Below are 24,924 nucleotides of genomic sequence, written 5' to 3'. Positions count from 1 at the left end.
TTAACCTATCATAATAGATAAGTTATTCTTGGGTATGCTACCGGGGTAAAAATCAATGATGAACTTTGTATTTCCCGCAGCGGTACAGGCTGCGATCGAGGCTGGCAAGTATTTACAAGTTGTTAACTCTGCCGGAGTGCCGATCGGCATGGCGAGGGATGCAGTGACGGGACAGTTTATGGCCCACGCGGTTGGCGCGGCTGTCAACAACAGCCCCTTATCGCCCTTAGTGTCTCCTATGCAGTTCGTCATGGGCGGCTTGCAGATGCAGCAAATGCACATGGGCTTTCAAGGCATCCAAGCCACTTTGGGGGTACTGCAAGCGACTACAGCCGTCATAGGTGTGGGAACTGTTGCTGGGGTAGCCTTGTCAGCGGTGAACTTGCACCAGACATTGAAACTAAAAAAAGCTGTAGAAAGGCTGGAAGTTAAAGTAGAAAACGGTTTCATCAATTTAGAACAACTTTTAAAATACCAAGGCGCGGATATTAAGCAACAAATTTCGGAAGTTGTCGAAAAGATGACATTTGAGAATCATCGCCTAGTATTAGTGCGGGCTTACGGGTTATTTACGCAAGCAATTCAACGAATGCGATCGGCTTTGCAACTCCAAGATATCAACCGCCGCAATGCTGAAATTGATGCGGCGCGGGGGATGTTGTTTGAGGCTTTGGCAGATTACAAAAATCCGCAGTTATTAGCAGAAACTTGTGCGGCGGGACAGTTGCGCCGGTTAGAGTGCAGTTGGGCGATCGAGCAAAGTATCATTGGCACGTATCAGGTGCAGAATGAATTTGGTGCTGCGGGCGATCGCATTTCTCAACTTCAACAACAAATCCGTCAAGATGGCCTCGATATCATACAATGCTGTGACTCCGATGAAGAGCTTGATTTTCTCTTTCCTGAAATCACGCGAATTCACAATCACGATTTAGCCGCTTTAGACATTTGGCTTAATCAGATTGAATGGACTAAAGCTTTGCCACCAAGTGAGTTCAATCAGTTGCAGGATGCTGATTTCAGCAAATCAAACTTGGGGGTTATTGAAGATAAAAAATCAGCAACAATAGCTTTAGCAATACCCGACGAACAGTTATTTTATGAAAATTTGAGGCCGAAGTCTCATTTTTATGCGCTTCGCACTCAACTGGAATTTATGCTCGATCCGCAGCAACGAAAAGAGCATGAAAATTATATTATTGAGCAAGGGGAAATAGCAGGTCATAAAAGTTTAGTAGCGTCGAATTTGGAAAAAGCCTCAGATTTGGCTGTTGCTAATCTCTTTTACTACTTCCGAGTCCGGGATAAATCGGAAGAATCGGAAGAATCAGAATTAGTTAACGCCTGAAGTTGAATCGGCAAATTTCAGGATCAGATTTTCAATTTCTCAATCTATAAACTATGGAGACTTCGTAACCCTTCTCTTTCTACTAAACACGAACAGAACTTACGCGCAAACTCTATCTGTAGGTAGGTGGGCATTGCCCACCTTAATGCTACAGGGAGAAGTTACAAAAGTGCGATCGCTAAACTAAATCAGGACGAACCATTGATTAAGTTTATTGGGCAAGTCGAACTGCGTAACAGTCGCCGAGTCTACTACCTAGAGGATTTTTACCGAGTAGAACAAATCAATCCAAATAGAGAACAAGTAACCTACGGAAACGATATTATCGATTACCGATTCCCGATTCCCGATTCCCAATTATTACTTGGAGATAAAATGCACCCAAAAATTCCCATCAGCCATACAAACGCTGCGGATTAAACGATAGGAATAGTGCAAATAAGAACCGCTGACACTTGTGTCATAACCACTTGGGAACCACTCGCCATAGGGATCGTGAACAAAGAATCCTTCGCTGTCGTAACCTGCCGCAACTATAATGTGACCGAAAGACGTGAAGTATCCGTGGATCACAGCCGGATTTCCGCTAGCTAGCCAATCTTGAACATCATCAATCGTTGCATTCTCAGTATAGTAATCTTGAGCGCCGTAATCTTTAACAATCTTTGCTAAATCATAGGGATCCCAGCGACTATAACCTTTGGCGATCGCATATTCGTAGAGTTCATCTTCATATTGTCCGCTTCTATTGCGCCGCGGCACTCTCAAAAAGTCCAGACACATCGCTATGGAAGTTACATTACAAGCACCTGTAGGATTGTAAAAATTATCTAATTGCGATCGATAAGGAATGCCAAGTCTGACAGTGGGCGGATTCGGTTTGGGATACAGCAAAACGCCATCTAGAGTCACTTGAGCGTGTCCTCCGTAAACATACCAAATCCCTGAACCTTTGAAAGATTCATTGCGGAGAGCAACCCTAATGTGACCGCGAATTGGAACAAAAGCCAGGAGTTCAAACTCTTTTCCCGCTGGGATTACTTGTTTTTCTGATTCCTGAAGTTGAGAAGACGCCAGCGGTTTTGATTTAAAAATGGTGTCTTTGAGGATTTTCAGGATCGGGCGAGGTGTGGGAATGTCCGCCGGTTTGGCTTCGATCAGCTTTTTGGCTGTAATTGCTCCCAAAAAACCCGGTTCGCCACACTTCATCAAGGTTTGAAATCGGTGGAGGGCGGCGGTAGAAAGTGGGCCAAAAGCGCCGTCTACTGGAGGTTTCAGTAAACCCAGGTCAATGAGGCGGCTTTGAACTTGGCGGCTGAGTTCGTTGTCGGCAGCGATTGCTTTGACATCGTACCTAATTTTTGAGTTGAGAAAGTTTTGTAATTTCATGCTTCCCTGCACACTTCAACGATTCCAAGTTTATACTATGAGAAATTTATGGCAATTCTACCGATCGCCCGTACCTTAAAAGCTTTAAATTCATGATTCGATACAAAACCTTTAAGGCTGCGAGCGATCGAACTTTGACACAGTATTCTCAAATCAAAGAAGGCGATGATTTACCTTCTTTGTGCTGTGGGAAGTCTCCCTAGCTTGACAAGCAAAGGATTGCGCCTGGAAAGGAAGCAGTCGGGTTTATGCTGCTTCGGGGCGAATTATCACAACACCCATCGCATCGGGAGATAGGTATTTGACAGCGGCTTCCCGGAGATCCTCCGCAGTCAGCGCTTGAATGCAGGCTGCGTAGTTGAGGGCGGGAGCGATATCTCCTACCATCGACTGATAGTAACCGTACAAACTTGCTCGATCGCTCGGAGTTTCGTTACCGAAGATAAACCGATTTGCTACTTGGGTGCGGATGCGCGAAATTTCGGCATCTGTCACCAATTCGGTTTGCAGAGTACGAATATGTCCGACGATGGCTGCTTCGACTGCTGCTAAGTTTTCTGTCGCTAGTTGAGCAGAAATCGAAAATACACCGCCGAGTCGCTGAGTCATGTTGCTGACGGAAATTGACGAGACTAGCCCTTGATCTTCGCGCAAATCCTTAACCAGACGAGTTGTGCGCCCGTGGCCCAATACTGTCGCTAACACATCGAGGGCATAGGTTTCGGACATTTCCACAAAACCGGGGACTCGCCACATCACGATCAGTCGAGCTTGCTGAAGGGCTGAGTCTACAAATTCGCGGCGGACTGTTTCTGTAAATGGCGATTCTTTCCCGTAGTTCAGAATTTCGGATTCTGGGTGAAAGTTGCTGACAGCGGGTAAATTTATGGTGCTGTTTTGTGCTGTGCTTTTGGTGGCAAAACTTTCGGCGACAATTTCAATTAGTCGATCGACCGGCAAATTACCTACAGCGACTGCTGTCATCGCCCCTGGCTGATATCTGCTGCTGTGGAAATCGCGCATTTGTTGGGCGGTAAGCTGTTCGATGACGGAAGTCGGACCTAGTACCGGTCGCTTGTAGGGCAGGACTTCAAAGGCTAATTCCACCGATCGCTGATAGGTGCGCCGGCGCGGATTGTCTTCCGATCGTCTAATTTCTTCCAATACTACCAGCCGTTCGCGATCGAAAGCATCGTCAGGAATGCTGGCGTTGAGCAAGACATCGACTTGCAGCGGGGCTAGTTCAGCAAAATCTTTAGGGGCTGTGGTGATGTAATAGTTAGTGTAATCTTGGCTGGTGGCTGCATTGGTGACAGCGCCACGTTGCTCGATCGCCCGCTCAAATTCTCCACTGGGAATACTGGGAGTTCCCTTAAAAATCATGTGTTCTAAAAAGTGAGCCATACCGTTGATTTCGTCGGATTCTACGGCTGAGCCTAAATTCATCCACACGCTGAGGTTGACGGCATCGACTGGTAAGTGTTCGGCTATAACTGTGAGGCCGTTGGGGAAATGGCGCACTGTTGGAGCGTTCAGGGGCGATCGGGAGGATGATTTGAGCAGGGTTGATGTCATTAGGGTTTTAAAATTATCTTTTCTTTTCTATCTTAAAGCGTCTTTAACGAAGGGATCGGTCATTGGGCATCTGCCATTGGTATAAAAACTGCGATCGGGCACAACTGTTAGTTTTTTTGACAGGATTTAAAGATGGAAAATCCCAAATTGCATCAAAATTTAATATTTCGACAGCCTGCTTTGCAGCGATTCGCCCGATCGACCTCCGGGAAAATCGGCTTAATTTTGACTGTAGCGCTGATTTTCTCGGCTCTGTTAGCTCCCCTACTTTCCCCCTACAATCCGGCGGTCGATCGCGATTATTTATCCCGATTAGTGGCTCCTAGCGCCCAACATTGGTTCGGCACCGACAGTTTGGGGCGAGATTTGTTGGTGCGAGTGTGGCACGGATTGGGGATATCTTTGCTCGTCAGCCTGGTTTCTGTGGCTGCGGGATTGTTTGTGGGAGGGCTGTTGGGACTCTTCGCCGGATATTTTCGCGGATGGGCTGAAGTGGCGATCGGCACTTTAGCGGATATTTTGCTAGCGTTTCCTTCAATCTTACTGGCGATCGCCATTGTCACCGTCACCGGCCCCAGCCTGCAAAGCGTAATTATCGCCGTCAGCGTCGTACAAATTCCCATTTACATCCGCCTCACACGCAGCATGGTGTTATCGCTGCGAGAACAAGAATTTGTCTTAGCAGTCAAAGCCTTGGGCGCTGGCGACTTACGGATTATTTTTCGCCACATTTTGCCGGGAAGTCTCCCACCGCTAGTAGTACAAGCAACTCTTTCCACTGGTACAGCCACACTAGAAGCCGCCGGTTTAGGTTTTCTCGGTTTGGGCGCGCAGCCACCAGCCCCGGAGTTGGGGACAATGCTTTCGGACGCTTTCAAAGGCGGATACGCTCTTTCGTCTCCTTGGACTATTTTGTTTCCCGGTTTGCTGATTACCTTGATAGTTCTGGGTTTCAACCTTTTGGGCGATGGCCTGCGAGACGTTCTAGACCCCAGAGGGAATTAGAGGGGGAGTGGGGGAATTTATACTTTTTCGTTTTACCTTCTTCCCTCTGCGCCCTCTGCGCCCTCTGCGGTTCATCCCCTCTTCCCTCTTCCTTCTTCCTTCTTCCCTCTTCCTTCTTCCCTCTTCCTTCTTCCTTCTTTCTTCCTTCAGATGACTTGACTGATGTCACAATGTACGCGAAACTTTACATAACACTGACGTATTGATCCCACCTATTAATAAGTTCTGTTAAGTTGTGACTCAAAACCTATCAATTAGTCAAAATTGATATAGTGGCGAGTCAGCCAACTCTCAATAAGCGACTTCAGGAGGCATCGTACCAAGCTTGCTGGCGTCGGTGTCTGATTTCATCGTTCCTATTCAGTCAGCCCGGATTATGGAAACACTAGAATTTGTGATTTATCCAGATGGCCGCGTACAGGAAACAGTCACCGGCATTGTCGGTGCTTCCTGCGCTGAGGTAACTGCTGCTATTGAAGCCCAGCTTGGCGTGGTGCTTCATCAAGAGTCAACATCTGAATATTTCGCGCTTGCGCTGAATCAGTCAGCCGAAGCGACGGCCCAAGTGGCTTTTAGCGATTGGTAATCTTTTTTGTTTAGTTCACTTAAATTTTTTTGGAACCACCATGTCACACTTTAGCCAAATTAAGACCCAGATCCGCAATTTGAATTCTTTGGAAGCTGCTTTAACTGATTTGGGTATCGACTGGAAGTCGGGCCCGACTGAGGTGCGCGGCTATCGCGGCCTCACCAGCACTGCTGAGGTTGTAATTGAGCAAGAAAACGGCTATGACTTAGGTTTTAGCTGGAACGGGACTGAGTATGAATTGGTGGCTGATTTGCAATTTTGGCAGCAAGCTTGGTCTGTTGACCGTTTTCTGAATAAGGTGACTCAGCGCTATGCTTACCATACTGTGGTAAATGAAAGCGCTAAGCAGGGTTTCCAAGTTTCTGAGCAAAAACAAAATCAAGACGGTTCGATCCGCTTGGTGGTTCAGCGCTGGTGTGCTTAAGAGTTTTTCGAGATTTTTGCAATCTTGTCTCTTTCAAGTCCGCTTGGGCGGACTTATTTACTATTGTGAGGGATCTAAATGTCTGAGCTTTCTGGACTCGGAATAGATACAGCAGGCGATCGCACTGGTTTGGAACCGGAGTTGGGCGGATTTTTGCGGGATTCGCCCGATCGCTCTGGTTTGGAACCGGAATTAGGCGGTGTGTTTCGCCAAAAAGGTGTCTATGTTGATGAGATTACCTGCATTGGCTGCAAGCATTGCGCTCATGTTGCTCGCAATACTTTCTACATTGAGCCGGATTATGGGCGATCGCGCGTAGTCCGACAAGACGGTGATTCTGAAGAGTTGATTGCTGAGGCGATCGACACTTGTCCGGTAAATTGCATTCACTGGGTTGACTACACCGAACTCAAGAATCTGGAAGAAGAACGCAAGGATCAGGTGATTCCTGTCGTTGGTTTTCCCGTAGATATGGCTACGGTTCAGGCCGGCATTCGCCAGCGTCAGAAGGCTAAGGGCGATCGTAAGTTCAAAGGTAGCCATTGAAATCCGCAGGTTTTCACCTCAAGCTCAACAAAAACAGCCCGCGCGGGCTGTTTTTTATATACATTGTATAATTCAAGTTTATTTGAGAGGATGATGTTCCGCGAGAATTTTCTCAACCCTCGCTTCGTCGATTCTAGCAGTCAATCTTGTTGACTCATTGTTATCGCGAATGGTTTTTGCTAAAGTAAAAGACGAGCCAACCGAAAAAGTTAAACCCATACCCATAAAAGCTTTTTGCCAGGGATCTACCTGTAAATAAATCACACCAATAGTAGTTGCAGAAATGGCAACAATAAAAGAAACCCAGCACTGAAGAATCCAAGCATTAGTATCTTTTTGACGTATAATTTGTTGTGACATAATCTTTAAGCCCCAAATATATCTTTTGGTTGATTAACTTCAAGAATAAGAAGTTCGATCCGAGGATTCAGGAAGGCTAGGGACAGTTTATAAAAGTGCACGGGGCGATCGGGCTTTTGACTACAAACTACAACGCTGTAAATAGGGTTTGACCGTCAAAGAAGACACGCAGCGAGTGGACAATTTAGAAACTTCACTAAAGAAAGCGACTTTTTGCTCAAAATAGCGTAAAGTGCGCGTTACATGAAATGCAACGCGCACCCTACTTCTCCCAGTCCGCGGAGGCGGACTTCGTTTTTGTAGCCCCGAATTCCATTCGGCGGGCTTCTTTATTTGTGTGCCCGTAAACTCCCCGAATTCCATTCGACGGGCTTCTTTATTTGTGTGCTTCGTTTTTGTAGCCCCGAATTCCATTCGGCGGGCTTCTTTATTTGTGTGCCCGTAAACTCCCCGAATTCCATTCACTGGGTTAATCAATCGGGTAGGTTAACTGCTACTTATTTTTCTGCTGAGTCTTAGCTTGTTCGATCGCAATTTCCCTCACAGCTTGGAAAGAACTCAAATTCGACGAACCCTCAATCGCCTTCACCGCCAAATCTTGAACCTGTTTCAAAGCAGAATCAAGTTGCTGTGACAAACTAGCAAGCCGCCCATCTTGATTTTGAATAGTCTGCAACATCCCTTGAATTTGCAGTTCATAATTTTGCTTTTGTCCTTCAATATCTTTAGCCAACAAATCCGCCTTAATCTTAGCTTGATAATTGCCAATATTGCGACCAGTATCCTTCCCATTCTTGATATTAGCTTCCAGTTCCTTCGGGAAAGCTTCCACCTTAGCCTTAACATCCGCAGACAGTTTTTCCCGTTCTGAAATAGCTTTTTCGCGTTCCGCCCACTGTTTCTCCTGTTCCTGACGAAACTCTTCAATTTCTTGATAAAGCCTTTGCTGGCGCTGTTCGTATTCTTCGATATCAAGATTTCGCTGAAGATTCAAATCGTAATCATACAACTCCTCATCGCGATCGCGATTTTTTTGCTCATTCTCATTACGTTCTTTAACTGCCAACTTTTGCAATTCCTGCTCTTTTTCCCAAGCCAGCCGCAGTTCCAACAACTCCTGTTCAACAGTTTCGCGCCCTTCGCTGAGTTCGTCAGTAAAAGTTTTCGCACTTTCTTCGTACTGCTGAATTAAATTATCCAGCGTATCTTCCGCAACATCTTCTAAACTGTGCAACTCTTGCAGTTGTTGAACTTCTTCGCCCACAACGCGCCGCAATTCTTCCAATTTAGTAGCTTCGGAAGTTAACTTCTCAGACAACTCGCTGACAGCGCCACCAAAGCCAAATTGCAGCAAAATCAAATTATCGATTGTGGACTGCATTTTTTGTTGATTTTCAGTTAAAGCCATTGGTTTCTTTGCCTCCACAATAAGTTTTTCAGTAACTGCTATTTGCTTTGGGGAAGCATTTAGCTGTTTGATTTGCAATTCTAATGCAGCTTTTTCTTCTGCGGCTTCCTTGTACGCTTCTAAGATTTGAGCCTTGGTGCTTTTGTCGCTAACTTTTTTGTTCATGGCTTTTGATTTGTTAATAGTTTGAATTAGGTTCGTAGTCAGGACTTCAGTCCTTCCAGGTTCGATAGTTCGGACTGAATTCCGAAAGTTTTGAGAAAATAAGGAATAAAGTCTTCACTACGAACTCGGATGCGGACTAAAGTCCTCACTACGAACCGAGTTTTAAGCTTTGCTTGCAAAAGCTTTCATTGCCAAATCTTGCGCTTGCTTCATCGTAGCTTGCAGTTGCGCCGAAATCTCAGCAATTTGTTCAGTTTGGCGCGCAATTGTCTGCTGTAAAGATTGCACTTTCAACTCATATCCCTGCTTGCTTCCTTCCCATTCCTTGTCTGCTAAATCTGCCTTGACTTTAGCCTCGCGGGAAACTTCTTGAATTGCTTCTTCTTTGGCTTTCGTATAAGCCTGTTTGAGTTCTTCTTCAAATCCGGTGGCTTTAGTTTGATTCTCTTCAAACTCCGCTTGATTATCGCTGAGGGCTTTTTCTCTTTCCGCCCAGTTTTTGTCTTTTTCGCGGGAAGATTCTTGCAATTGCCGTTCTAGTTTGCGCTTCGTTTCTTCATATTCGTCGGTTTCAATTTTGCGTCCGCGCTGCAATTCGTATTGATAATCGGCTGCTTCCTGCTGGCGCTGTTTAGTTGTGAGTGCAGTCTCTTCTTGAACTGCTGCATCAAATTCTTGCTGTTCTTTTTCCCAAATCTTGCGTTTTTGGGTTGTATCTTTTTCGAGAATTTCGCGCTGGTTGGCGCTGTTTTGTTCCAGCAGGGTCAATTTTTCTCGATGCTCTTGAGTTAAAATGTGGAGGGCATCTGCTACAACTCTAACTTGCTGCAACTCCTGCAATTGTTCGGCTTCAATTTCGATCGCCCGTTTTAATTCATCTAATTTTGAAGATTCCGCCTTCAGTTTTTCCGAAAGTCCGCTGGTGATGCTACCGAAATCTAATTGCAAATCTGCCAAGCCTTTAACAATGCTGTCAATTGTGTAGGTAGAAGCAACTTCGAGGAGTTGTTTGCTTTTGGCTTTTTCGGCTGACTGTTCCTTAGTTTCGACCTTAGATTCAATCTTTTTCTTGTCTGCTAAAATCTGCTGAAAACTTTGCAAAATTTTAGTTTTGCTATCTTTTGCTGTTGCTAGTGTCATAGGGTTTTTGGCTCCTGATTAAAACTTTTGCAGGCTTGGTTGGTGAGACGTTTTGAGCTATCCTAAGTTCCTGAGTTGGCTGAGAATAGTTCGGTATTCTTTGGCTGCATTCGGTGGAAATTCTGGATTATTGCTGTCTAGAGATTTGAGGATTTTTTGACAGCGATCGCACCGATTACTTTGCCAGCATTCGCACTCCTCAACTATACTTAAAAGCGTGTTTTTTAGCAGTTGATTTTCCGCAAGCAAAGCTCGGTAATTCCGCCGGATAGATTCGGCAACTAAAGTCATGTGCTGGAAGTCTTCGGTAAGACTTTCGATGTCGTTAACTGTATCATCCCGAATGCGATCGAGCATCTCGAAATTCTCTCTCAAACGGCTTTCTTGCAGGTTTGGTTTGGTTTGAATTTTAGTAATTTTTTTCATTTTACTCTTCGTTGTCACAGTTACGGAAAAGGCGCGATTTAATCGCGCCTTTTCCACAATATTAGAACAAGTCAGCAGTTGCTCTGTCTTCCGCTGACGGTAGCGACATACCGCCGTTAGAATTCAAAGCAATCGCATCGTTTTCACCGCTAGTGTGAGCGGCCATCAAGGACGCAACTTGTGCTGCTGGTAGGTTATCTAAACAGATCATAGCCCTGGTTCCTTCTAAGTCAATCATCCGCGATTGATTGCTTGTATCGGACAAAACTGCTGCTGCTTGGTCGATAACTGCCCAGTCTTTTCGCTCCATCCACGACCATTTTAAACTGTAGTAATTTATGGGTTTGACTACTCCGCTGTCGTCTGGTTTTTGACCGGAATGTTTTACGAATTCGGGAACAAAAATTCCGGTAGCAGGCTCTACGCCGCGCGATTGAACTGATGCGACTAAACGGTTAAAGTCGTTCAAGCTGCGGTTTTTGATGTATGTCACCATGACAACTCCTTGGGGGAGTTCGCCTGTTTCTGCGACGAACCAAAGTTGACCCCAAAGTGTGTGGGAAGTTTGACCGAGGGAACCGAAAAATTTGGCAAATTTGAGGATGGTGATCGAACATTTGGAACCGTAATCTGTATCGCCGATCGCCCACTGGCCACTTTGGCAATTGTTGCGAACGGCGATCGGGATTTCTGGTACTAGCAAAGCGTTGCTAGGTTTGGCTCCAAATACTGAAAATGTAGGTCTTTCTTTTGTGGTAGTCATGGTTAGTTTTTCCTTCTTATTTATTGATTTACTGAGGATTGGTAATTGGTAATTGGGAATCGGTAATTGGCTAATTCTCCCCCTCTCCCCCTCTTCCCCTCTCCCCCTCTCCCCATCTCCCCTTCCGATTACCTAATAAGATGTGTTGTCGCTTTTGGTTCTGGATAGGTATACTCAAGCATCGCCTCTTGTTGAGCTTTAATAATCCGCAACGCGGTGAGCAAATGCTCTAAGGTTTCTAGGTGCGCTGGGGTGAAGTGGATGCTAAAGCCTTCGCCATCCCGCGCGTAGCCCGGACAAACCAGTGAGGCTGAGCTTTGTTCTTCGTGGGTGGCGATGTATAGCCAATCATCGTCTTCGAGCTTGTAATGCGTGTCTGTCCAGGTTCTCAGCATTTGCTATCTGTTCCTCCTTATTGGCTGCGTACAAGGGTTTAGATGCCGGGTGGCGATCGCTCCTCTCAATTTAACTACGCTATATGTACGTGTTTTTTAGCTGATTTCCACTTTCAACCACAGCAGTGTGGTCAAAGGAGTTGACTAAAGCGTCAACTAAATTTATGGTAACGTATGTTGATTTTCCCGTCAAGTATTTTGTTGAAGTTTTCATCAAAACAGGCTAGAATGCTTGTCAGGAGGCGAAAAACCGTGGAACAAACATTTGGAAGACTGATCCGTCAAGCTCGCAAGGATAAGGCTTACTCACAACGTGAGCTTGCTGCTATGCTAAGTGTGGATTTTACTTATTTGTCGAAGTTGGAGAACGATCGCGCCGATTATGCGCCAAAAGAAGACGTAATTCGAGCATTGGCGCGGAATCTCGACATCAACGAAGAGGAATTGATTTTTCTTGCCGGTAGACTGCCTCAGCAGTACGAAGCGCTGCTGAAGCAGAATCCGAAGGAAATGCAGGCTCTTTTTCGCCGGATGCAAGAAAATCCAGATTGGCTCAAACAATCTTTTGAAGCGTAAGAGAGGCCCCTGAAGCGTGAGTATTTTTAAACCGTATTGCTTCTATCCCAAAGAATCGATCGAGCGTTTGGCAAATGACATCCTGATGCAGATGCAGAAAACGCAAAAGTTTGCTCCGAAATGGCCTTTTGAAGCGACAACTGTTGCTGATTTTCTGGACTTGGGCGTAGTTTGGGACTACATTGAGCCGGATGAAGAAGGTGCGATCGCCGCCAGGATTTTACCCCAGCAGCGGTTAATCGAAATCAACGAATTGATTCTCGAAAAACCGCCGGGGTTCATCGAATCGACGATCGCCCACGAAATCGGCCACTGGGTGCTCCACGTCAATCAAGACGAAGCAGACGGTACTGTGGAACAGTTGGAACTCAACTTGGGCGATCGAGGAAAAACAGCGTCTGATGTCGAAGAACCGTTTGTGTGTCGGGGTGCGATCGCGAATACCAAAATTGCGTCGATCGAATGGCAAGCCCAATATTTTGCAAGCTGTTTGTTAATGCCCCGAGGTGTTTTGGAAGATAAAAGACAGGGACGCGATTTAACAAAATGGTCGCATTTATACAAAATGAGAGATGAATTGGGAGTCAGCATTTCCAATTTAACAAACCGCTTGCAAGAGTTTGGCTGGATTTATATTCCCAAGGGAACCCGCGAGATTTATGCCGGGAAAGATGCGGCAAATGGGCAACAGCGGCTGTTTGGGTAGAATTTGATTGAATTTGAAGTTTGAGAAGTGCGATCGCGCTTCTCAAATTGTTAAAATTACTTTCTAATTAAGTTACATTTTATGCTAACCAATATTGAAATCCTGCTGGCAGCTTGTGAGGAATTAAAGATCCCTTACGAAATCCTGCATAATTGCCAAAACTTGATTAGACTCAAACAGGGCGGCGAAGAATATTATTTTGTCAATTACATAACGCCATTTAATAGTGCGTCAGTAGCAGAGATTTTTAAAGACAAAGAATATACCTATCAACTATTAAACGGCAAAATAAATACTCCCATAACTCTCGGTTTTGTCTCGCCTCACTGCGAGGAGAAGTATAAAAAGTATTTGAGTTTCCCAGATATTGAATCAATAGTTTTAGAAGTCTACAAAAATTTCTCTTTCCCGGTGATTCTCAAAAGAAATCGCGGTGCTGGTGGCAACAATGTTTTTTTGTGTGAAACGATAGAGCAAATTAAAGAAGCGCTAGAAATTATATTTAACGTCAACAGCAAAGATTATGACTATGTGGCGCTCGCTCAAGAATACATCGAAATTGCCCACGAATATCGGGCTGTATTCTGCAAAGAAAAGCTAGTTTTGCTGTACGAAAAAGACAAATCTCAGGCAAAATTTGCGGGGAATTTAAGCCCGCTGCACTGGGAAGGTGCAAAAGCTAAACATATAATTAACCCAAATCTCATATCTGAGATTGAAGATTTTGTTAAACCTGTTTTTGCGGAAATTGCGATTAATTATGCGGGGCTTGACATCGCGCTAGATAAAAACGGAGCATATTGGCTGATTGAAATTAACTCAAGTCCCAATTATGATATTTTTGTCAGAGATAACGATCGCCAAATTGTGGTAACAATGTTTAAAGGTATTCTGGATAGCTTGGTTGTTAACAAAATGCCATGAATGCTCGATTTGAGGAATGCGCTATAATTAACTAAATCCAACTCTTTAAAAAAGTAAAAGCAATGACAGCACAAGTGTTAGAACTAGAGGGAACGTGGGAAGAAATTCTCGCCCAAGCGGCAAAATTCGCTGGACGCAGAGTTCGCATCGTCGTTCTTGCTGATGAAGACGAAGCAGCACTCCCATCTCCAGAAGAAAGTTTTAGGCAAGCATGGCTGGAAATAAAAACCGGAAAAACTAGACCTGTATCGGAACTGTGGGAAGGTATTGATGCAGAATGATTCTCCTTCAATTAAGGTGTACTTTGCCGATGAATTTAAGCGCAATTTACGCGCACTGTCCAAAAAGTACCGCCACATTCGCTCTGACGTTCAGCCGATTGTTGAACAACTTCAAGCGGGAGAATTGCCGGGAAATCGAATACCGGGAATTAATGATATTGTGTTTAAGATGCGAGTCAAAAACAGCGATATCAAAAAGGGTAAAAGTGCTGGCTATCGACTAATATATTACGTTCAGATGCCTACAGCAATCTTCTTGATGAGTATTTATGCAAAATCAGAACAAGTGGATATTTCTGTAGAGCAAATTTTACAAATTATTAGTCAGTTGAATGATGCCACTATTCCTAAAGAAATACAAGATGAAGAAGATAGCGATCGCCCTGACGGTTAAAAATTAAAATCACAAAAATGACAACACAACTGCTAGAAGTAGAGGGAACGTGGGAAGAAATTCTAGCCCAAGCAGCCAAATTTTCTGGACACAGAGTCCGCGTTATTGTTCTTGCTGATGAGGAACCGCTGAAGTCAGCCGAAGACTGTTTTCGTCAAGGGTGGCACGAAGCAATGACAGGAGAAACTGTACCGCTTTCTGAACTGTGGGAAGGCATTGATGCAGCGATCGAGATGATGCACTCTCTGCCAGAAACTTTACAGCAGCAAGTAGCAGCATACTTGAAAGAGTATATCGCAGAATTAAAAGATGAGCTTCAATGGGACGAATCTTTCGAGAAAACGCAACAGCAACTTGTGGCTGCTGCCAAACGCGCAAAACAAGAAATTGCTGAAGGAAAGGCACAGGAAATGAAACTGAATGAGTTATGAAATCTGCGTTTCTTTGGCACGAAATAGAGGACACGCCAGTGCCGTTTCCCTACGCGAACATCTGTACTCTTGAAAAAGTTACTCGTTACCAGTTAACATTGTTTTTGCTTGTTTTCTTAACCCGAAGTGTAAGGTGCGTCGCCATGAGATTGTCGATTCACTTTAGGAATTTTTGATGGCGACACACCCTACAAATATTAAATGCAGTACAATTTATTACATCCTCTCCAATACCTGAATCCCCAACAAATCTAAACCCAACTTCAGAGTCCTCGCCGTCAAATCGCACAAAATTAGCCGCGAAGTCCGTAACGGTTCCTCAGCATCCAACACCTTACACTGTTCGTAAAATTGATTGTATTTTTGACTCAATTCAAACAAATACTGACAAATCCGATTCGGCAACAAGTCGCCACCAACAGCATTGATAACTTCACTAAATTGCAATAAATGCTTGGCTAAAACTAACTCTGCATCCGACTGCAAAATTACCTTTGCACCAGCATCTAAATTATCAAAATCAATCTCGCCCTTGCGGGCGATTCCCCGCACGCGCGCGCAAACATAGAGCATATAAGGTGCTGTATTTCCTTGCAAAGCGAGCATTTTGTCGTAACTAAAAGTGTAATTGCTCGCCCGGTTTTGACTCAAATCGGCATATTTGACTGCACTCAAACCAACTACGTGAGCTACGTTAGCTTTAAACTCTTCAGTCTCCTGTCTTTCTTCTTTTATTAATCTGTCTTCTAAATCTTGGCGGGTGCGGACGATCGCCTCATCGAGCAAATCTTGCAAGCGCACTGCATCCCCAGAACGAGTTTTTAATCTTTTGCCATCTTCTCCGCATACCAAACCGAAGGGAACGTGGACAATTTCGACATCTTCGGGAATCCAATCGGCTTTTCTGGCTACTGCAAATACTTGGGCGAAATGGTTGGCTTGTCCTGAATCTGTGACGTAAACTATGCGTTTTGCCTTGTCGTTTTGGATGCGGTAGCGGATGGCTGCTAAATCTGTTGTGGCGTAGTTGTAGCCGCCGTCCGTTTTCTGCACGATGAGCGGTAATGGTTCGCCTTCTTTGTTGGTGAAACCTTCTACAAATACGCATTTCGCGCCGTCGCTTTCTACTAGCAAACCTAACTTGTTTAAGTCTGCGATTACTGCGGGTAATAATGGATTGTAAAATGATTCGCCGCGTTCGGTTAGTTTGATGTCTAGTAAGTCGTAGATTACTTGGAATTCGCGGCGGGATTGATCGCACAGCAGTTTCCAGGCGCGGCGGGTGTCTTCTGCGCCTGCTTGCAGTTTTACTACTTCTTGGCGGGCGGTTTCTTTGAAGGTTTCGTCTGTGTCAAAGCGCTGTTTTGCTTGGCGGTAAAATGCGACTAAATCTCCTAAGTCTAGGGCGTCTGCGGTGGTGAGGGCTTCGGGGTAAACTTCGCGCAGGTAGGCGATCAGCATTCCGAATTGGGTGCCCCAGTCGCCGATGTGGTTGATTCTGAGTACGTCGTGGCCTTGAAATTCGAGGATGCGGGCGATCGCATCTCCGATGATTGTCGATCGCAAATGTCCGACGTGCATTTCTTTGGCGATATTCGGGCTCGAAAAGTCGATCGCCACTCTCTGAGGCGTTTCTGTCGGTTCAATCCCCAAACGGGTGTCGGCGGCGATCTCACTTATTTGCGCTTCCAAATACGCCGGTTTGAGCTTCAAATTGATAAAACCCGGGCCGGCGATTTCTGGGGTTTCGCAGATGTCGGCGATGTCGAGGTTTTCGATGATTGTAGAGGCGATCGCCCGCGGCGGCTTACCTAACTTTTTGCCCAAACTCATCGCCGCATTGCACTGAAAGTCCCCAAACTTGGGATTTCCCGCAGGGGCTAGCATCAGATCCGTATCGGCATAACTCTCGCCGAATGCGGAGGTGAAGGCTTTTTCAAATCTGGTTTTTAACTGTTGGGCGATCGAGTTCATCTTTAATATTTTGATTGGATATTTATTTTAAACGCTAGAGGTTGAGGTCGATCGCAACTTTTAGCTGTACTTCTCCGGGGATTACCCCCTCGAAAATATTTTCCATCCTGATCTAAATCACAGGGTTTTGTATCTGAGATTACAGATTATCACAATGCCGATCGCTCTACACATCAAAAAATATCACATCTAGTCATGATCGCGATCGCCATACAATTTAGTTAAATCAGTTACATTAAGGTATGTTAATATTTTTTCAATGCTCCAAAAATTCTACGAAAGGAAGTAGTTATGTTATCTCAACCTGTTTTTGGCGATCGTTCCCTGACACAAGCCTTTGATCGAGCAGTAATCGCTCGCTTCGATGAGCCTCTGAGTCTCTCGACTCAAGCACTATTAGAAGAGTGCACCCTCGGCTTCGCCCCTTGTCCCGAAGGAGTCAAAACCTTTTTCATCATCGCGCCGAGTCTAGATGTAGCAGATGAACTAATTGAAAGAATCGACAGCATTTTAGATCGAGTTGTCGAACTCATGGCTGGAGTCAAACAAGTGGGCCTGTGCATCTTTCCCGCCGGCAGCGAAGACGAACAACCTGTAGATCTCCCAAACTCAGAAAAAGTTCCCCCCGATTGTATCGCTTGCAAATTCTTTACAATTATGTGTGCGGATGCTGCGACTGATCGCTAAAATTGACAGTTAGCAACCAGCAACTCGCTGTGCTGCGCTAAACCTCTGTTTTTACTGGCGCGGGGTAAATTCCTTATTAGTAACAGTCGCTGGAATTCTCCAGCAAAGCGTGCAGGTAGTTCGATCGTTTGCCCGGTTGCACTCGCAATCCTTGGCAAGTGTTAAACAAGCAAGCAGAATACATAGGAAATGCCCGCTTGTGAGTCGATCTAATTTTTACCTGCTCGATCAAACAGTGTTGCATCTACTTTTTACCTCCCCAATCACAGCCACTAACAAGTCGCACTAACTCTCCTGAATGTCTCCCTTCAAAAGACAGCAGCAGGAATTAGGCGTTGATTCAGTTGACAGTTGACAGTTGACCGAAGGAAGAAGAAAGAGGGAAGTTCGGCAACGGATTTTGTAACGGATGTAACGGATTTAAAAGTTAGTAGTTAGTATCGTGCGTCAGTCCCAAGTTTTGACACAATTTAAACATATTGAAACTGACGCACCCTACGGGGAAATATAGTGCGATCGCATCACCAGTTGATAGAATTTGTTAAAAATTTCAGTTGAAAATTTTAATTATTAAATTTTCTGTCTAATATTGGCGATAAAATCAAAGATTGCAATTCTCAAATCTACAATCAAGCCATTATGGTAAAACTGACACCGAACCCCAGCTTTAGTTTAACGATTCGTGTTGCTCTGCCGAACCAGCCGGGAATGCTGGCTAGCGTCACCAGCGCGATCGCATCTGTGGGCGGCAACTTCGGCCAAATCGACTTAATCGAGCAAAGCCGCGCCACTACCATTCGCGATATCACCGTCGATGCTTACAGCATTGAACACAACGAAGAAATCGTCCAAGCAGTGAAAGCGCTACCGGATATCAAAGTGATCGATGTGTACGATCGCACTTTCGACTTGCACCGTGGTGGAAAAATCAGCGTAATTAGCAAAATTTCCCTCAAACGCCAATCTGATTTGGCAATGGCATACACCCCAGGAGTCGCCCGCATCTGTACTGCGATCGCCAATGACCCCCAACAAGTTTACAACCTGACAATTAAACAAAATACTGTTGCGATTGTTACCGACGGTAGCGCAGTTTTGGGACTAGGAAACCTCGGCCCAGCCGCCGCACTGCCAGTCATGGAAGGCAAAGCCATGCTATTTAAAGAATTTGCCGGAATTGATGCCTTTCCTATCTGTTTGGACACGCAAGATACCGAGGAAATTATTCGCACCGTGCAGAATATCGCCCCGGTTTTTGGTGGCGTTAACCTGGAAGATATTTCTTCTCCCCGTTGCTTTGAAATCGAAGCCAGATTGCGGGCAACCTTAGATATTCCAATTTTTCATGACGATCAACATGGCACGGCGATTGTTAGTTTGGCAGCATTAATTAATGCCTTAAAAATCGTCAAAAAAACGATCGCAGAAGTGTGTATCGTAATTAACGGAGCTGGTGCGGCCGGAATCGCGATCGCCCGTTTGTTGCGGAAAGCAGGTGCCGAAAACATCATCATTTGCGACTCCAAAGGCGTTCTCTGCAAAGATCGCACGGATATGAACCCAGAAAAACTAGAATTTGCTGTGGCTTCGGGCGGTACTTTGGAAGATGCGATGGCCGGTGCTGATGTATTTTTAGGTGTCAGTGCGCCCGGGGTGGTCACTCGCTCTATGGTGCGATCGATGGCCGAGAATCCGATTGTTTTTGCAATGGCAAATCCCATTCCCGAAATTCAGCCAGAATTAATTATGGAGGATGCGGCGATCATTGCCACTGGACGCAGCGACTACCCCAATCAAATTAACAATGTTTTGGCATTTCCGGGGATATTTCGAGGTGCTTTGGACTGCAAAGCTCGCACGATTACCACAAGTATGTATTTGGGTGCAGCTTATGCGATCGCCTCTTTAGTCAGCTCTTCTCAGCTTGACAAAGAGCACATTATACCGTCTGTTTTTGACGAAAGAGTTGCCATTGCCGTCGCCGGTGCAGTGCAGTTGGCCGCCCGCTCCGAAGGGATCGCTCGCGATTAATTGCAGGAAGTTCAGCAACGGATTCTATCACAGATTTAACGGATGTAACGGATAGAGAGATGTTCGGCCAACGAACAATGTACGGGATAGAAGGAAGTTCGGCCTCGTTGCCGAACTTCCTTACTGAGTTATAAAAGTTACAGCAATAAACAAGATAAAAAGATATAATTAAATAACCCAAGTCCAGCTATGTCAGATGCAAAGCCAGTTAGGAAAAGCCAAGCGCGATCGCTCCCACCGCAAATTGTTACAACTGTGCCCGCTAGGGCTGGCATTGTGCCGGACAGACGGGAGTTTTCTAGACATCAATCCAGCTTTTGCAAGTATTATCGGTTACACAGTTGCAGAAACTCTCAACCTCAATTACTGGGAAATTCTGCAAACAGATTGCGTTGGTAGAGAAAAATATTTAGAAATTCCAGCAAAAAATAGCTGTACTAGCCCGTGCGAAGCAGCATACAAACATAAAAATAACCATTTCGTATCCGTGCGAGTTTCCGAGCGGGCAATTGCAACTGATGGAGAATGCGTGATTTGGCTGAGTGCTGAAAAGATTTTAAATCATCGGGATGAAAACAGTCAGCCACGGGAATCAGCGCCGCCGCACTGCAATTCACATCTAGAAAAATTGCTGGCAAACCAGACTGCCGAACTGACAAAAACTCAGGAACTACTCCAACAAAAAATCGCCGAACTGGAACAAGCAAAATCGAAACTGGAGCTGCAAAATCAGATTTTAGATCAAATTCGCGAAGCCGTAATTTGCACGGATACGAACGGCTCAATCACCAGTTGGAATAAAGAGGCTCAAAGGCTTTACGGCTACGAAACAAGTGAAGTTGTTGGTCAAGATGTTAGTCTAATATATCCGCCGAAACAGCGGGAATTAGTATTAGAATTGGTGACAAAACCGCTAGAAAAAACAGGCGAGTGTGAACTAGAAATTACTATGCAGCGCAAGTCTGGAGAAGACTTCTACTCGCACTTATCAATTTCTCTGGTTAAAGATGTTGGTGGCGAAGTCTTTGGGAGTGTGGGCTGCATCAGGGATATTAGCGATTGCAAAGCTTTAGAACAAGAATTAGCACAGAGACAAGATCGTTTTGATGCTTTTTTCAATGATGCGCCGGTGGGACTTTGCATTTTGGACTCCCAATTGCGGTACGTGCAAATTAATCCATACCTAGCAGAAATAAATTGCCTGAACCCAGCAGAACATATTGGCAAGACTGTAAGCGAAATATTGCAGAATTTGGCTCCAATGGTAGAGCCTTTGTACGAACAAATTTTGAGAACGAAAGAGCCCCTAATTAACATAGATATGAGCGGTGAAAGTCCAAAGCAGCCTGGGGTTGTTCGAGATATTACAGGCTCTTATTTTCCTCTGCTCGACAAAGACGGTGAGGCGATCGGCATCGGTGCAGTTGTAGTTGACATTAGCGATCGCAAACAAGCTGAAGTAGCACTGGAAAAAAGCGAACAGCTTTACCGCACTATGGCAAGCAACTTTCCTAACGGTGCAGTGATGCTGTTTGACAAAGAAATGCGCTACACCCTGGTAGAAGGTACAGAATTAGCCGCTGTGGGACTTTCCAAAGAGTTGATGGAAGGCAAGACAATCTGGGAAGTATTCGAGCCGGATTTTTGCAGTATCTTCGAGCCGAATTATCGGGCGGCGCTCGCAGGAGAAACCGTTGTTTCAGAATTTACTTACGGCGATCGCATTTACCTCGGTTACACTTTGCCAGTCAGAAACAAGCGGCAAGAAATCAGCGGCGGATTGTTAATGGCTCAAAACATTACGGAGCGTCACTTAGCAGAAGAAGCCCTCCGGGAAAGCGAGGAAAAATACAGGTGCATTGTCGAGACAGCAGATGAAGGAATTTGGACGATCGATGCGGAGGGTAAAACTACTTTTGTCAACCAAAAAATGGTCGATATGCTCGCCTGTACCGCCAACGAAATGATCGGGCAGTCGCTATTTGCTTTCATGGATGCAGAAGGCGTGGCGATCGCCGAAGCCAATCTCAACCGCCGCCGTGAAGGAATTAGCGAAAAGCACGATTTTAAGTTCCTTCGTCGAGACGGCAGCGACTTGTGGGCGATGGTTTCTACTAATTCCTTGTCAGACAAAGAAGGGCGCTATGTCGGCGCTTTGGCAATGGTTGCCGACATTACCGATCGCAAACAAACAGAAGCGGCATTGCAACAGTCGGAAGCCAAATTTCGATCGCTCTACGAATTAACCAGTTTGCCTGTTTTTATGTTATATGACAGTCGCATCGCAGATGCCAACACAGCCACCCTAAAACTATTTGGCTGCACCGCCCCGCAACAGTTGTACAGCAAAAAACCAGGCCAACTGTCGCCTTTTTTCCAACCCAATGGCAGAGATTCTTTGAGCATAGCCGACGAAATGATGGCGATCGCCTTTGAGCGGGGAAACCACCGTTTTGAGTGGGTTCACCAGCGCTTAGACGGTACGGATTTTCCCGCAGAAGTCGTGCTGACAGTCATCGAAGTTGGAAATGAAAAAATTATCCAAGCAGTCGTCCAAGATTTAACCGATCGCAAACTTGCCGAAGAAACATTAGTGCGATCGGAACAAGCACTGAGACAGCAAGCTCAGCGAGAACAACTGCTGAATCAAATTGCCAACCAAATCCGCAATTCTTTAGATTTAGACACAATTTTAGCAACCGCCGTTCAAGAAATTCGCAATCTGATGCAGCTAGATTGGTGCATCTTCATTTGGTATCGCCCCAACAGCAATCCTCCAATGTGGGAAATAGTTTGCGAAGCAAAGAATGCAAATTTGCCTAGTTTGCTTGGTACTTATGCTGTAGATGACCAATCTAGTGCCGCAGTGCAGCAGATTTTGGGCCGACAAATTATGCGAGTTGATGATGTTAGCTTTTTTGAAGATGTAGAAGTGCGCGCAATTTTCCAAGCATTTAAAATTAACTCAGTGCTGTCGCTGCCGGTTCATACTACTTCCGGCGATATAGGCACGATTAGCTGCTATCAGGCTCTGTCCGCGCGCCATTGGAGCGATTCGGAAGTCGAGCTGATGCAAGCAGTAATTGCTCAAATTGCGATCGCGATCGAGCACGCCGAATTGTACACCCAAAGCCGCACAACCGCCCAATTAGCCCAAGCTCAAACCCAACAGCTAGAACAAACTTTGCACCAACTACAACGCACGCAAACTCAATTAATTCAAAGTGAAAAAATGTCAAGTTTGGGACAATTAGTAGCAGGTGTCGCCCACGAAATCAACAACCCAGTTAACTTTATCTACGGTAATCTCAGCTACGTTAGCGAATACACTCAAAAATTACGAAAAATGCTGCAATTTTACCAGCGTGAATACCCGCAGCCTACCGCAGCAATTTTAGATGCCAGAGAAGACTTGGAAATTGATTATATTATTGAAGATTTACCAAAAATTGTCACATCTATGAAAGTCGGAGCCGATCGCATCCGCGACATTGTTTTGAGCCTGCGGACTTTCTCAAGACTTGACGAAGCCGAAATGAAACAAGTTGACATTCACGAAGGCATCGAAAGCACGCTGATGATTTTGCAAAACCGCCTGAAAAATAAACCAGATCGCCCGCCTATTAATCTTATCAAAGAATACGGTAAATTGCCTTTAGTAGAATGTTATCCCGGTCAGTTAAATCAAGTATTTATGAATTTGTTGACTAATGCGATCGACGCTGTGGAAATGGAAATTGATAAGTTCTCTCGCACGGGCAAAAATCTCACAATTACGATTCGCACCGAAGTAACCGACAATAACTGCGTGGCGATGCGTATAACTGACAGCGGCCCCGGAATCAGCGAAGACGTGAAACTGCGCTTGTTTGACCCATTTTTTACCACAAAACCCGTCGGCAAAGGCACGGGCTTAGGATTGGCAATTTCGCACTCTATTGTCGTAGAAAAACATGGCGGCCAGCTTTCTTGCAATTCTGTATTGGGAGAAGGTTCGGAATTTGCGATCGAGATTCCGCTGCGGCAAAAAACGAATTAAAACCCAATGCAAAATTCCCAGAAACCGGGTTTCTTCCGAGATATTTTGCCCTGAGATTTTCTCAGAAACCCGGTTTTTTAGACTTTGCTTCTAACCTAAAGATTTAACATAAACCCGATCGCACCTTGGCGTTTCCACACCCGTCGTCGGTAGATATCCATTATTTTCGTACAATATAACAGCTTCCTTAAGAATGCTAGCAGTTTCGATCCAGATTTCATCAAAGCCGCGAGCCATTATTATACTTTCCAACTCTTGCAGTAAAAACTTCCCTAAACCTTTTCGTCTTACTGCCGGCAAAATATACATTTTGCGAATTTCCACAGCATTTTTACCGCGCTCAATGGGATAGTAAGCTGCGGTACCCACGATTTCTGCTTGCCGTTCTACTACCCAAAATTCTCCACCCTTTTTATGATAAAATAATTCGACATCATAGACATCTCGATCGGCCCCGCAAGGCTCACAGTTTAAACCGTATTCTGCTAAAATATTTTTAATTAAATTGAAGGCCTCCGCCCGATCGCGCGTTTCCCATGAACGAATCAAAAAATCGAGATGTTGGGTTTTCATTAGTTGTTGCAACTTACATTATTTTTTTGACTTTAGCAACCGTAAAATTACTGATTTTCTCGCATTTGACAGTCGTTAAATGCACCCAACTTTTAACTGTGAATTCTCGGTTCAGGATAAAGAGTTGCCAGCAACTGACTTTCTACCAATGATAATTCCTCCAGTCGTTCTATCACCAGAGTGCGATCGAAATAAGTTGTTGCCAAAATCCAATATACCCCATAATGGCGCGCTTCCGAAGCCATCAAACTGCGGTAAAACTTAGCTAATTCTGCGTCAGGACAACGATCGCCCAACAGCCCCAGCCGTTCGTGACTCCGCGCTTCAATCAAAGCAGAAACCAGCAAAGAATCCAAAAGTCTCTCCGGTTCCTGTTTGCGAATTTGGGCGGACAAACCGGCACCGTAGGGAGGCGCAGCCAAAGGCCCCAAAGCGATACCGCGCTCTTCTAACCGCTGGTTGACTTGCTCGAAATGCTCTAATTCTTCGCGGGCGATCGCTGTTAGCATCCTCACCAACTTTTCCCGCGCTGGGTAGCGAAACATTAAATTTAACGCTACTCCCGCCGCTTTCCGCTCGCAGTGAGAATGATCTAACAAAATTGTATCCAAATGGGCGATCGCCTGTTCGACCCAAACTTCCGAAGTCGGCTGTTTCAAAAACTTAATAGTTGTCATTAGTCAGTTGTCAGTTGTCAGTTGTCAGTTGTCAGTTGTCAGTTGTCAGTTGTCATTGTAGTTAGTCATTGTAGGGTGCGTCAGGATTGCATATTGGA

General features: G+C 45.2%; 28 protein-coding genes. 15 read left to right on the top strand and 13 right to left on the bottom strand.

What is annotated here, in order from left to right:
- The first annotated feature begins 55 nt into the window (after window positions 1-55).
- The gene (locus tag QUB66_RS04345; RefSeq protein WP_332966533.1) at window positions 56-1,348 is read left to right on the top strand and encodes a hypothetical protein; all 1,293 of its coding nucleotides are present in this window, start codon (window positions 56-58) and stop codon (window positions 1,346-1,348) included.
- 126 nt (window positions 1,349-1,474) lie between these two features.
- The gene (locus QUB66_RS04340; protein ID WP_332966531.1) at window positions 1,475-1,768 is read left to right on the top strand and encodes a hypothetical protein; all 294 of its coding nucleotides are present in this window, start codon (window positions 1,475-1,477) and stop codon (window positions 1,766-1,768) included.
- Here the strand turns inward: QUB66_RS04340 and QUB66_RS04335 are convergent.
- The gene (locus tag QUB66_RS04335) at window positions 1,709-2,737 is read right to left on the bottom strand and encodes a C39 family peptidase (protein ID WP_265234671.1); all 1,029 of its coding nucleotides are present in this window, start codon (window positions 2,735-2,737) and stop codon (window positions 1,709-1,711) included. The genes QUB66_RS04340 and QUB66_RS04335 overlap by 60 nt on opposite strands.
- Window positions 2,738-2,983: 246 nt before the next feature.
- Window positions 2,984-4,312, bottom strand: a complete 1,329-nt coding sequence (locus tag QUB66_RS04330) for a M16 family metallopeptidase (protein ID WP_332966529.1) — start codon at window positions 4,310-4,312, stop codon at window positions 2,984-2,986.
- A 132-nt stretch (window positions 4,313-4,444) separates the two neighbouring features.
- On the opposite strand from QUB66_RS04330, the gene QUB66_RS04325 reads away from it, so the two are divergent.
- Complete coding sequence (locus tag QUB66_RS04325; RefSeq protein ID WP_332966528.1) at window positions 4,445-5,317, top strand: ABC transporter permease; 873 nt, start codon at window positions 4,445-4,447, stop codon at window positions 5,315-5,317.
- Here QUB66_RS04325 and QUB66_RS04320 read toward each other — a convergent pair.
- Window positions 5,265-5,486 carry a hypothetical protein gene (locus QUB66_RS04320; protein ID WP_332966527.1) on the bottom strand — a complete coding sequence of 74 codons (222 nt, stop codon included), beginning with the start codon at window positions 5,484-5,486 and terminating at the stop codon, window positions 5,265-5,267. The two genes, QUB66_RS04325 and QUB66_RS04320, sit on opposite strands and share 53 nt — an antisense overlap.
- 207 nt (window positions 5,487-5,693) lie before the next feature.
- On the opposite strand from QUB66_RS04320, the gene QUB66_RS04315 reads away from it, so the two are divergent.
- The 3 genes from QUB66_RS04315 to QUB66_RS04305 all read left to right on the top strand — a co-directional run bounded on the left by QUB66_RS04315 (window position 5,694) and on the right by QUB66_RS04305 (window position 6,876).
- Window positions 5,694-5,903: a DUF2997 domain-containing protein gene (locus tag QUB66_RS04315; protein ID WP_332966526.1), complete on the top strand. Its 210-nt coding sequence runs from the start codon at window positions 5,694-5,696 to the stop codon at window positions 5,901-5,903.
- Window positions 5,904-5,943: 40 nt separating this feature from the next.
- Complete coding sequence (locus QUB66_RS04310; protein WP_193974477.1) at window positions 5,944-6,330, top strand: DUF1257 domain-containing protein; 387 nt, start codon at window positions 5,944-5,946, stop codon at window positions 6,328-6,330.
- Between the two features lie 78 nt (window positions 6,331-6,408).
- The gene (locus QUB66_RS04305) at window positions 6,409-6,876 is read left to right on the top strand and encodes a ferredoxin (protein WP_332966523.1); all 468 of its coding nucleotides are present in this window, start codon (window positions 6,409-6,411) and stop codon (window positions 6,874-6,876) included.
- A gap of 78 nt (window positions 6,877-6,954) precedes the next feature.
- On the opposite strand, the gene QUB66_RS04300 is transcribed toward QUB66_RS04305, so the two are convergent.
- The 6 genes from QUB66_RS04300 to QUB66_RS04275 form a co-directional block, all read right to left on the bottom strand.
- Window positions 6,955-7,236, bottom strand: coding sequence for a YiaA/YiaB family inner membrane protein (locus QUB66_RS04300; RefSeq protein WP_265234666.1), 282 nt, complete (start codon window positions 7,234-7,236; stop codon window positions 6,955-6,957).
- A 493-nt stretch (window positions 7,237-7,729) separates the two neighbouring features.
- On the bottom strand, window positions 7,730-8,809 hold the full coding sequence (locus QUB66_RS04295) for a hypothetical protein (protein ID WP_332966519.1): 1,080 nt from the start codon (window positions 8,807-8,809) through the stop codon (window positions 7,730-7,732).
- Window positions 8,810-8,971: 162 nt separating this feature from the next.
- Window positions 8,972-9,949: a hypothetical protein gene (locus tag QUB66_RS04290; RefSeq protein WP_332966517.1), complete on the bottom strand. Its 978-nt coding sequence runs from the start codon at window positions 9,947-9,949 to the stop codon at window positions 8,972-8,974.
- A gap of 57 nt (window positions 9,950-10,006) precedes the next feature.
- The gene (locus QUB66_RS04285; protein ID WP_332966515.1) at window positions 10,007-10,375 is read right to left on the bottom strand and encodes a hypothetical protein; all 369 of its coding nucleotides are present in this window, start codon (window positions 10,373-10,375) and stop codon (window positions 10,007-10,009) included.
- Window positions 10,376-10,436: 61 nt separating this feature from the next.
- The gene (locus QUB66_RS04280; RefSeq protein WP_332966512.1) at window positions 10,437-11,138 is read right to left on the bottom strand and encodes a hypothetical protein; all 702 of its coding nucleotides are present in this window, start codon (window positions 11,136-11,138) and stop codon (window positions 10,437-10,439) included.
- A 128-nt stretch (window positions 11,139-11,266) separates the two neighbouring features.
- Window positions 11,267-11,533: a hypothetical protein gene (locus QUB66_RS04275; RefSeq protein WP_332966511.1), complete on the bottom strand. Its 267-nt coding sequence runs from the start codon at window positions 11,531-11,533 to the stop codon at window positions 11,267-11,269.
- Between the two features lie 252 nt (window positions 11,534-11,785).
- On the opposite strand from QUB66_RS04275, the gene QUB66_RS04270 reads away from it, so the two are divergent.
- From QUB66_RS04270 to QUB66_RS04245, 6 genes are all read left to right on the top strand, one after another.
- Entirely contained in the window at window positions 11,786-12,109 is a 324-nt protein-coding gene (locus QUB66_RS04270) for a helix-turn-helix domain-containing protein (protein WP_172189318.1), read from the top strand.
- Window positions 12,110-12,125: 16 nt separating this feature from the next.
- Window positions 12,126-12,815, top strand: a complete 690-nt coding sequence (locus tag QUB66_RS04265; protein WP_332966507.1) for an ImmA/IrrE family metallo-endopeptidase — start codon at window positions 12,126-12,128, stop codon at window positions 12,813-12,815.
- A gap of 81 nt (window positions 12,816-12,896) precedes the next feature.
- A complete protein-coding gene (locus QUB66_RS04260) occupies window positions 12,897-13,739 on the top strand; it encodes an ATP-grasp domain-containing protein (protein WP_332966504.1) in 843 nt (280 codons plus the stop codon).
- A gap of 62 nt (window positions 13,740-13,801) precedes the next feature.
- The gene (locus tag QUB66_RS04255) at window positions 13,802-14,020 is read left to right on the top strand and encodes a hypothetical protein (protein WP_332966501.1); all 219 of its coding nucleotides are present in this window, start codon (window positions 13,802-13,804) and stop codon (window positions 14,018-14,020) included.
- A complete protein-coding gene (locus QUB66_RS04250; RefSeq protein WP_332966500.1) occupies window positions 14,010-14,414 on the top strand; it encodes a type II toxin-antitoxin system RelE/ParE family toxin in 405 nt (134 codons plus the stop codon). The genes QUB66_RS04255 and QUB66_RS04250 overlap by 11 nt, the downstream gene beginning before the upstream one ends.
- Window positions 14,415-14,431: 17 nt before the next feature.
- Complete coding sequence (locus QUB66_RS04245; protein WP_332966498.1) at window positions 14,432-14,845, top strand: hypothetical protein; 414 nt, start codon at window positions 14,432-14,434, stop codon at window positions 14,843-14,845.
- Between the two features lie 216 nt (window positions 14,846-15,061).
- Here QUB66_RS04245 and argS read toward each other — a convergent pair whose 3' ends face one another.
- Complete coding sequence (gene argS, locus QUB66_RS04240; protein WP_332966496.1) at window positions 15,062-16,819, bottom strand: arginine--tRNA ligase; 1,758 nt, start codon at window positions 16,817-16,819, stop codon at window positions 15,062-15,064.
- Window positions 16,820-17,110: 291 nt separating this feature from the next.
- On the opposite strand from argS, the gene QUB66_RS04235 reads away from it, so the two are divergent.
- Window positions 17,111-17,506, top strand: a complete 396-nt coding sequence (locus QUB66_RS04235) for a hypothetical protein (protein WP_265234653.1) — start codon at window positions 17,111-17,113, stop codon at window positions 17,504-17,506.
- Between the two features lie 76 nt (window positions 17,507-17,582).
- Here QUB66_RS04235 and QUB66_RS04230 read toward each other — a convergent pair whose 3' ends face one another.
- A complete protein-coding gene (locus QUB66_RS04230) occupies window positions 17,583-17,750 on the bottom strand; it encodes a hypothetical protein (protein ID WP_332966493.1) in 168 nt (55 codons plus the stop codon).
- A 395-nt stretch (window positions 17,751-18,145) separates the two neighbouring features.
- Here QUB66_RS04230 and QUB66_RS04225 point away from each other — a divergent pair, with 395 nt between their 5' ends.
- Both QUB66_RS04225 and QUB66_RS04220 read left to right on the top strand, forming a co-directional pair.
- Window positions 18,146-19,537, top strand: a complete 1,392-nt coding sequence (locus tag QUB66_RS04225) for a malic enzyme-like NAD(P)-binding protein (protein WP_332966491.1) — start codon at window positions 18,146-18,148, stop codon at window positions 19,535-19,537.
- Between the two features lie 196 nt (window positions 19,538-19,733).
- Complete coding sequence (locus QUB66_RS04220; protein WP_332966490.1) at window positions 19,734-23,576, top strand: PAS domain S-box protein; 3,843 nt, start codon at window positions 19,734-19,736, stop codon at window positions 23,574-23,576.
- A 90-nt stretch (window positions 23,577-23,666) separates the two neighbouring features.
- Here the strand turns inward: QUB66_RS04220 and QUB66_RS04215 are convergent, their stop codons facing one another.
- Window positions 23,667-24,149, bottom strand: a complete 483-nt coding sequence (locus QUB66_RS04215) for a GNAT family N-acetyltransferase (protein ID WP_332966488.1) — start codon at window positions 24,147-24,149, stop codon at window positions 23,667-23,669.
- A gap of 92 nt (window positions 24,150-24,241) precedes the next feature.
- Entirely contained in the window at window positions 24,242-24,826 is a 585-nt protein-coding gene (locus QUB66_RS04210; protein ID WP_332966486.1) for a tRNA-(ms[2]io[6]A)-hydroxylase, read from the bottom strand.
- Window positions 24,827-24,924: the final 98 nt, after the last annotated feature.

It is taken from the genome of Microcoleus sp. A2-C3 (assembly GCF_036706065.1).
GTDB lineage: Bacteria > Cyanobacteriota > Cyanobacteriia > Cyanobacteriales > Microcoleaceae > Microcoleus.
The sequence above is the reverse complement of the archived record's forward strand: the minus strand, read 5'-3'. Positions and strand labels throughout refer to the sequence as shown.

Excerpts from the sequence above, each read along its gene's own strand:
- QUB66_RS04210 (WP_332966486.1), bottom strand. The coding sequence starts at position 24,826 with ATGACAACTATTAAGTTTTTGAAACAGCCGACTTCGGAAGTTTGGGTC.
- QUB66_RS04230 (WP_332966493.1), bottom strand. The coding sequence starts at position 17,750 with ATGCAACACTGTTTGATCGAGCAGGTAAAAATTAGATCGACTCACAAG.
- argS (WP_332966496.1), bottom strand. The coding sequence starts at position 16,819 with ATGAACTCGATCGCCCAACAGTTAAAAACCAGATTTGAAAAAGCCTTC.
- QUB66_RS04220 (WP_332966490.1), top strand. The coding sequence starts at position 19,734 with ATGCAAAGCCAGTTAGGAAAAGCCAAGCGCGATCGCTCCCACCGCAAA.
- QUB66_RS04260 (WP_332966504.1), top strand. The coding sequence starts at position 12,897 with ATGCTAACCAATATTGAAATCCTGCTGGCAGCTTGTGAGGAATTAAAG.
- QUB66_RS04315 (WP_332966526.1), top strand. The coding sequence starts at position 5,694 with ATGGAAACACTAGAATTTGTGATTTATCCAGATGGCCGCGTACAGGAA.
- QUB66_RS04335 (WP_265234671.1), bottom strand. The coding sequence starts at position 2,737 with ATGAAATTACAAAACTTTCTCAACTCAAAAATTAGGTACGATGTCAAA.
- QUB66_RS04310 (WP_193974477.1), top strand. The coding sequence starts at position 5,944 with ATGTCACACTTTAGCCAAATTAAGACCCAGATCCGCAATTTGAATTCT.
- QUB66_RS04285 (WP_332966515.1), bottom strand. The coding sequence starts at position 10,375 with ATGAAAAAAATTACTAAAATTCAAACCAAACCAAACCTGCAAGAAAGC.
- QUB66_RS04290 (WP_332966517.1), bottom strand. The coding sequence starts at position 9,949 with ATGACACTAGCAACAGCAAAAGATAGCAAAACTAAAATTTTGCAAAGT.
- QUB66_RS04215 (WP_332966488.1), bottom strand. The coding sequence starts at position 24,149 with ATGAAAACCCAACATCTCGATTTTTTGATTCGTTCATGGGAAACGCGC.
- QUB66_RS04250 (WP_332966500.1), top strand. The coding sequence starts at position 14,010 with ATGCAGAATGATTCTCCTTCAATTAAGGTGTACTTTGCCGATGAATTT.
- QUB66_RS04295 (WP_332966519.1), bottom strand. The coding sequence starts at position 8,809 with ATGAACAAAAAAGTTAGCGACAAAAGCACCAAGGCTCAAATCTTAGAA.
- QUB66_RS04245 (WP_332966498.1), top strand. The coding sequence starts at position 14,432 with ATGACAACACAACTGCTAGAAGTAGAGGGAACGTGGGAAGAAATTCTA.
- QUB66_RS04275 (WP_332966511.1), bottom strand. The coding sequence starts at position 11,533 with ATGCTGAGAACCTGGACAGACACGCATTACAAGCTCGAAGACGATGAT.
- QUB66_RS04325 (WP_332966528.1), top strand. The coding sequence starts at position 4,445 with ATGGAAAATCCCAAATTGCATCAAAATTTAATATTTCGACAGCCTGCT.
- QUB66_RS04255 (WP_332966501.1), top strand. The coding sequence starts at position 13,802 with ATGACAGCACAAGTGTTAGAACTAGAGGGAACGTGGGAAGAAATTCTC.
- QUB66_RS04345 (WP_332966533.1), top strand. The coding sequence starts at position 56 with ATGATGAACTTTGTATTTCCCGCAGCGGTACAGGCTGCGATCGAGGCT.
- QUB66_RS04235 (WP_265234653.1), top strand. The coding sequence starts at position 17,111 with ATGTTATCTCAACCTGTTTTTGGCGATCGTTCCCTGACACAAGCCTTT.
- QUB66_RS04280 (WP_332966512.1), bottom strand. The coding sequence starts at position 11,138 with ATGACTACCACAAAAGAAAGACCTACATTTTCAGTATTTGGAGCCAAA.
- QUB66_RS04330 (WP_332966529.1), bottom strand. The coding sequence starts at position 4,312 with ATGACATCAACCCTGCTCAAATCATCCTCCCGATCGCCCCTGAACGCT.
- QUB66_RS04305 (WP_332966523.1), top strand. The coding sequence starts at position 6,409 with ATGTCTGAGCTTTCTGGACTCGGAATAGATACAGCAGGCGATCGCACT.
- QUB66_RS04225 (WP_332966491.1), top strand. The coding sequence starts at position 18,146 with ATGGTAAAACTGACACCGAACCCCAGCTTTAGTTTAACGATTCGTGTT.
- QUB66_RS04300 (WP_265234666.1), bottom strand. The coding sequence starts at position 7,236 with ATGTCACAACAAATTATACGTCAAAAAGATACTAATGCTTGGATTCTT.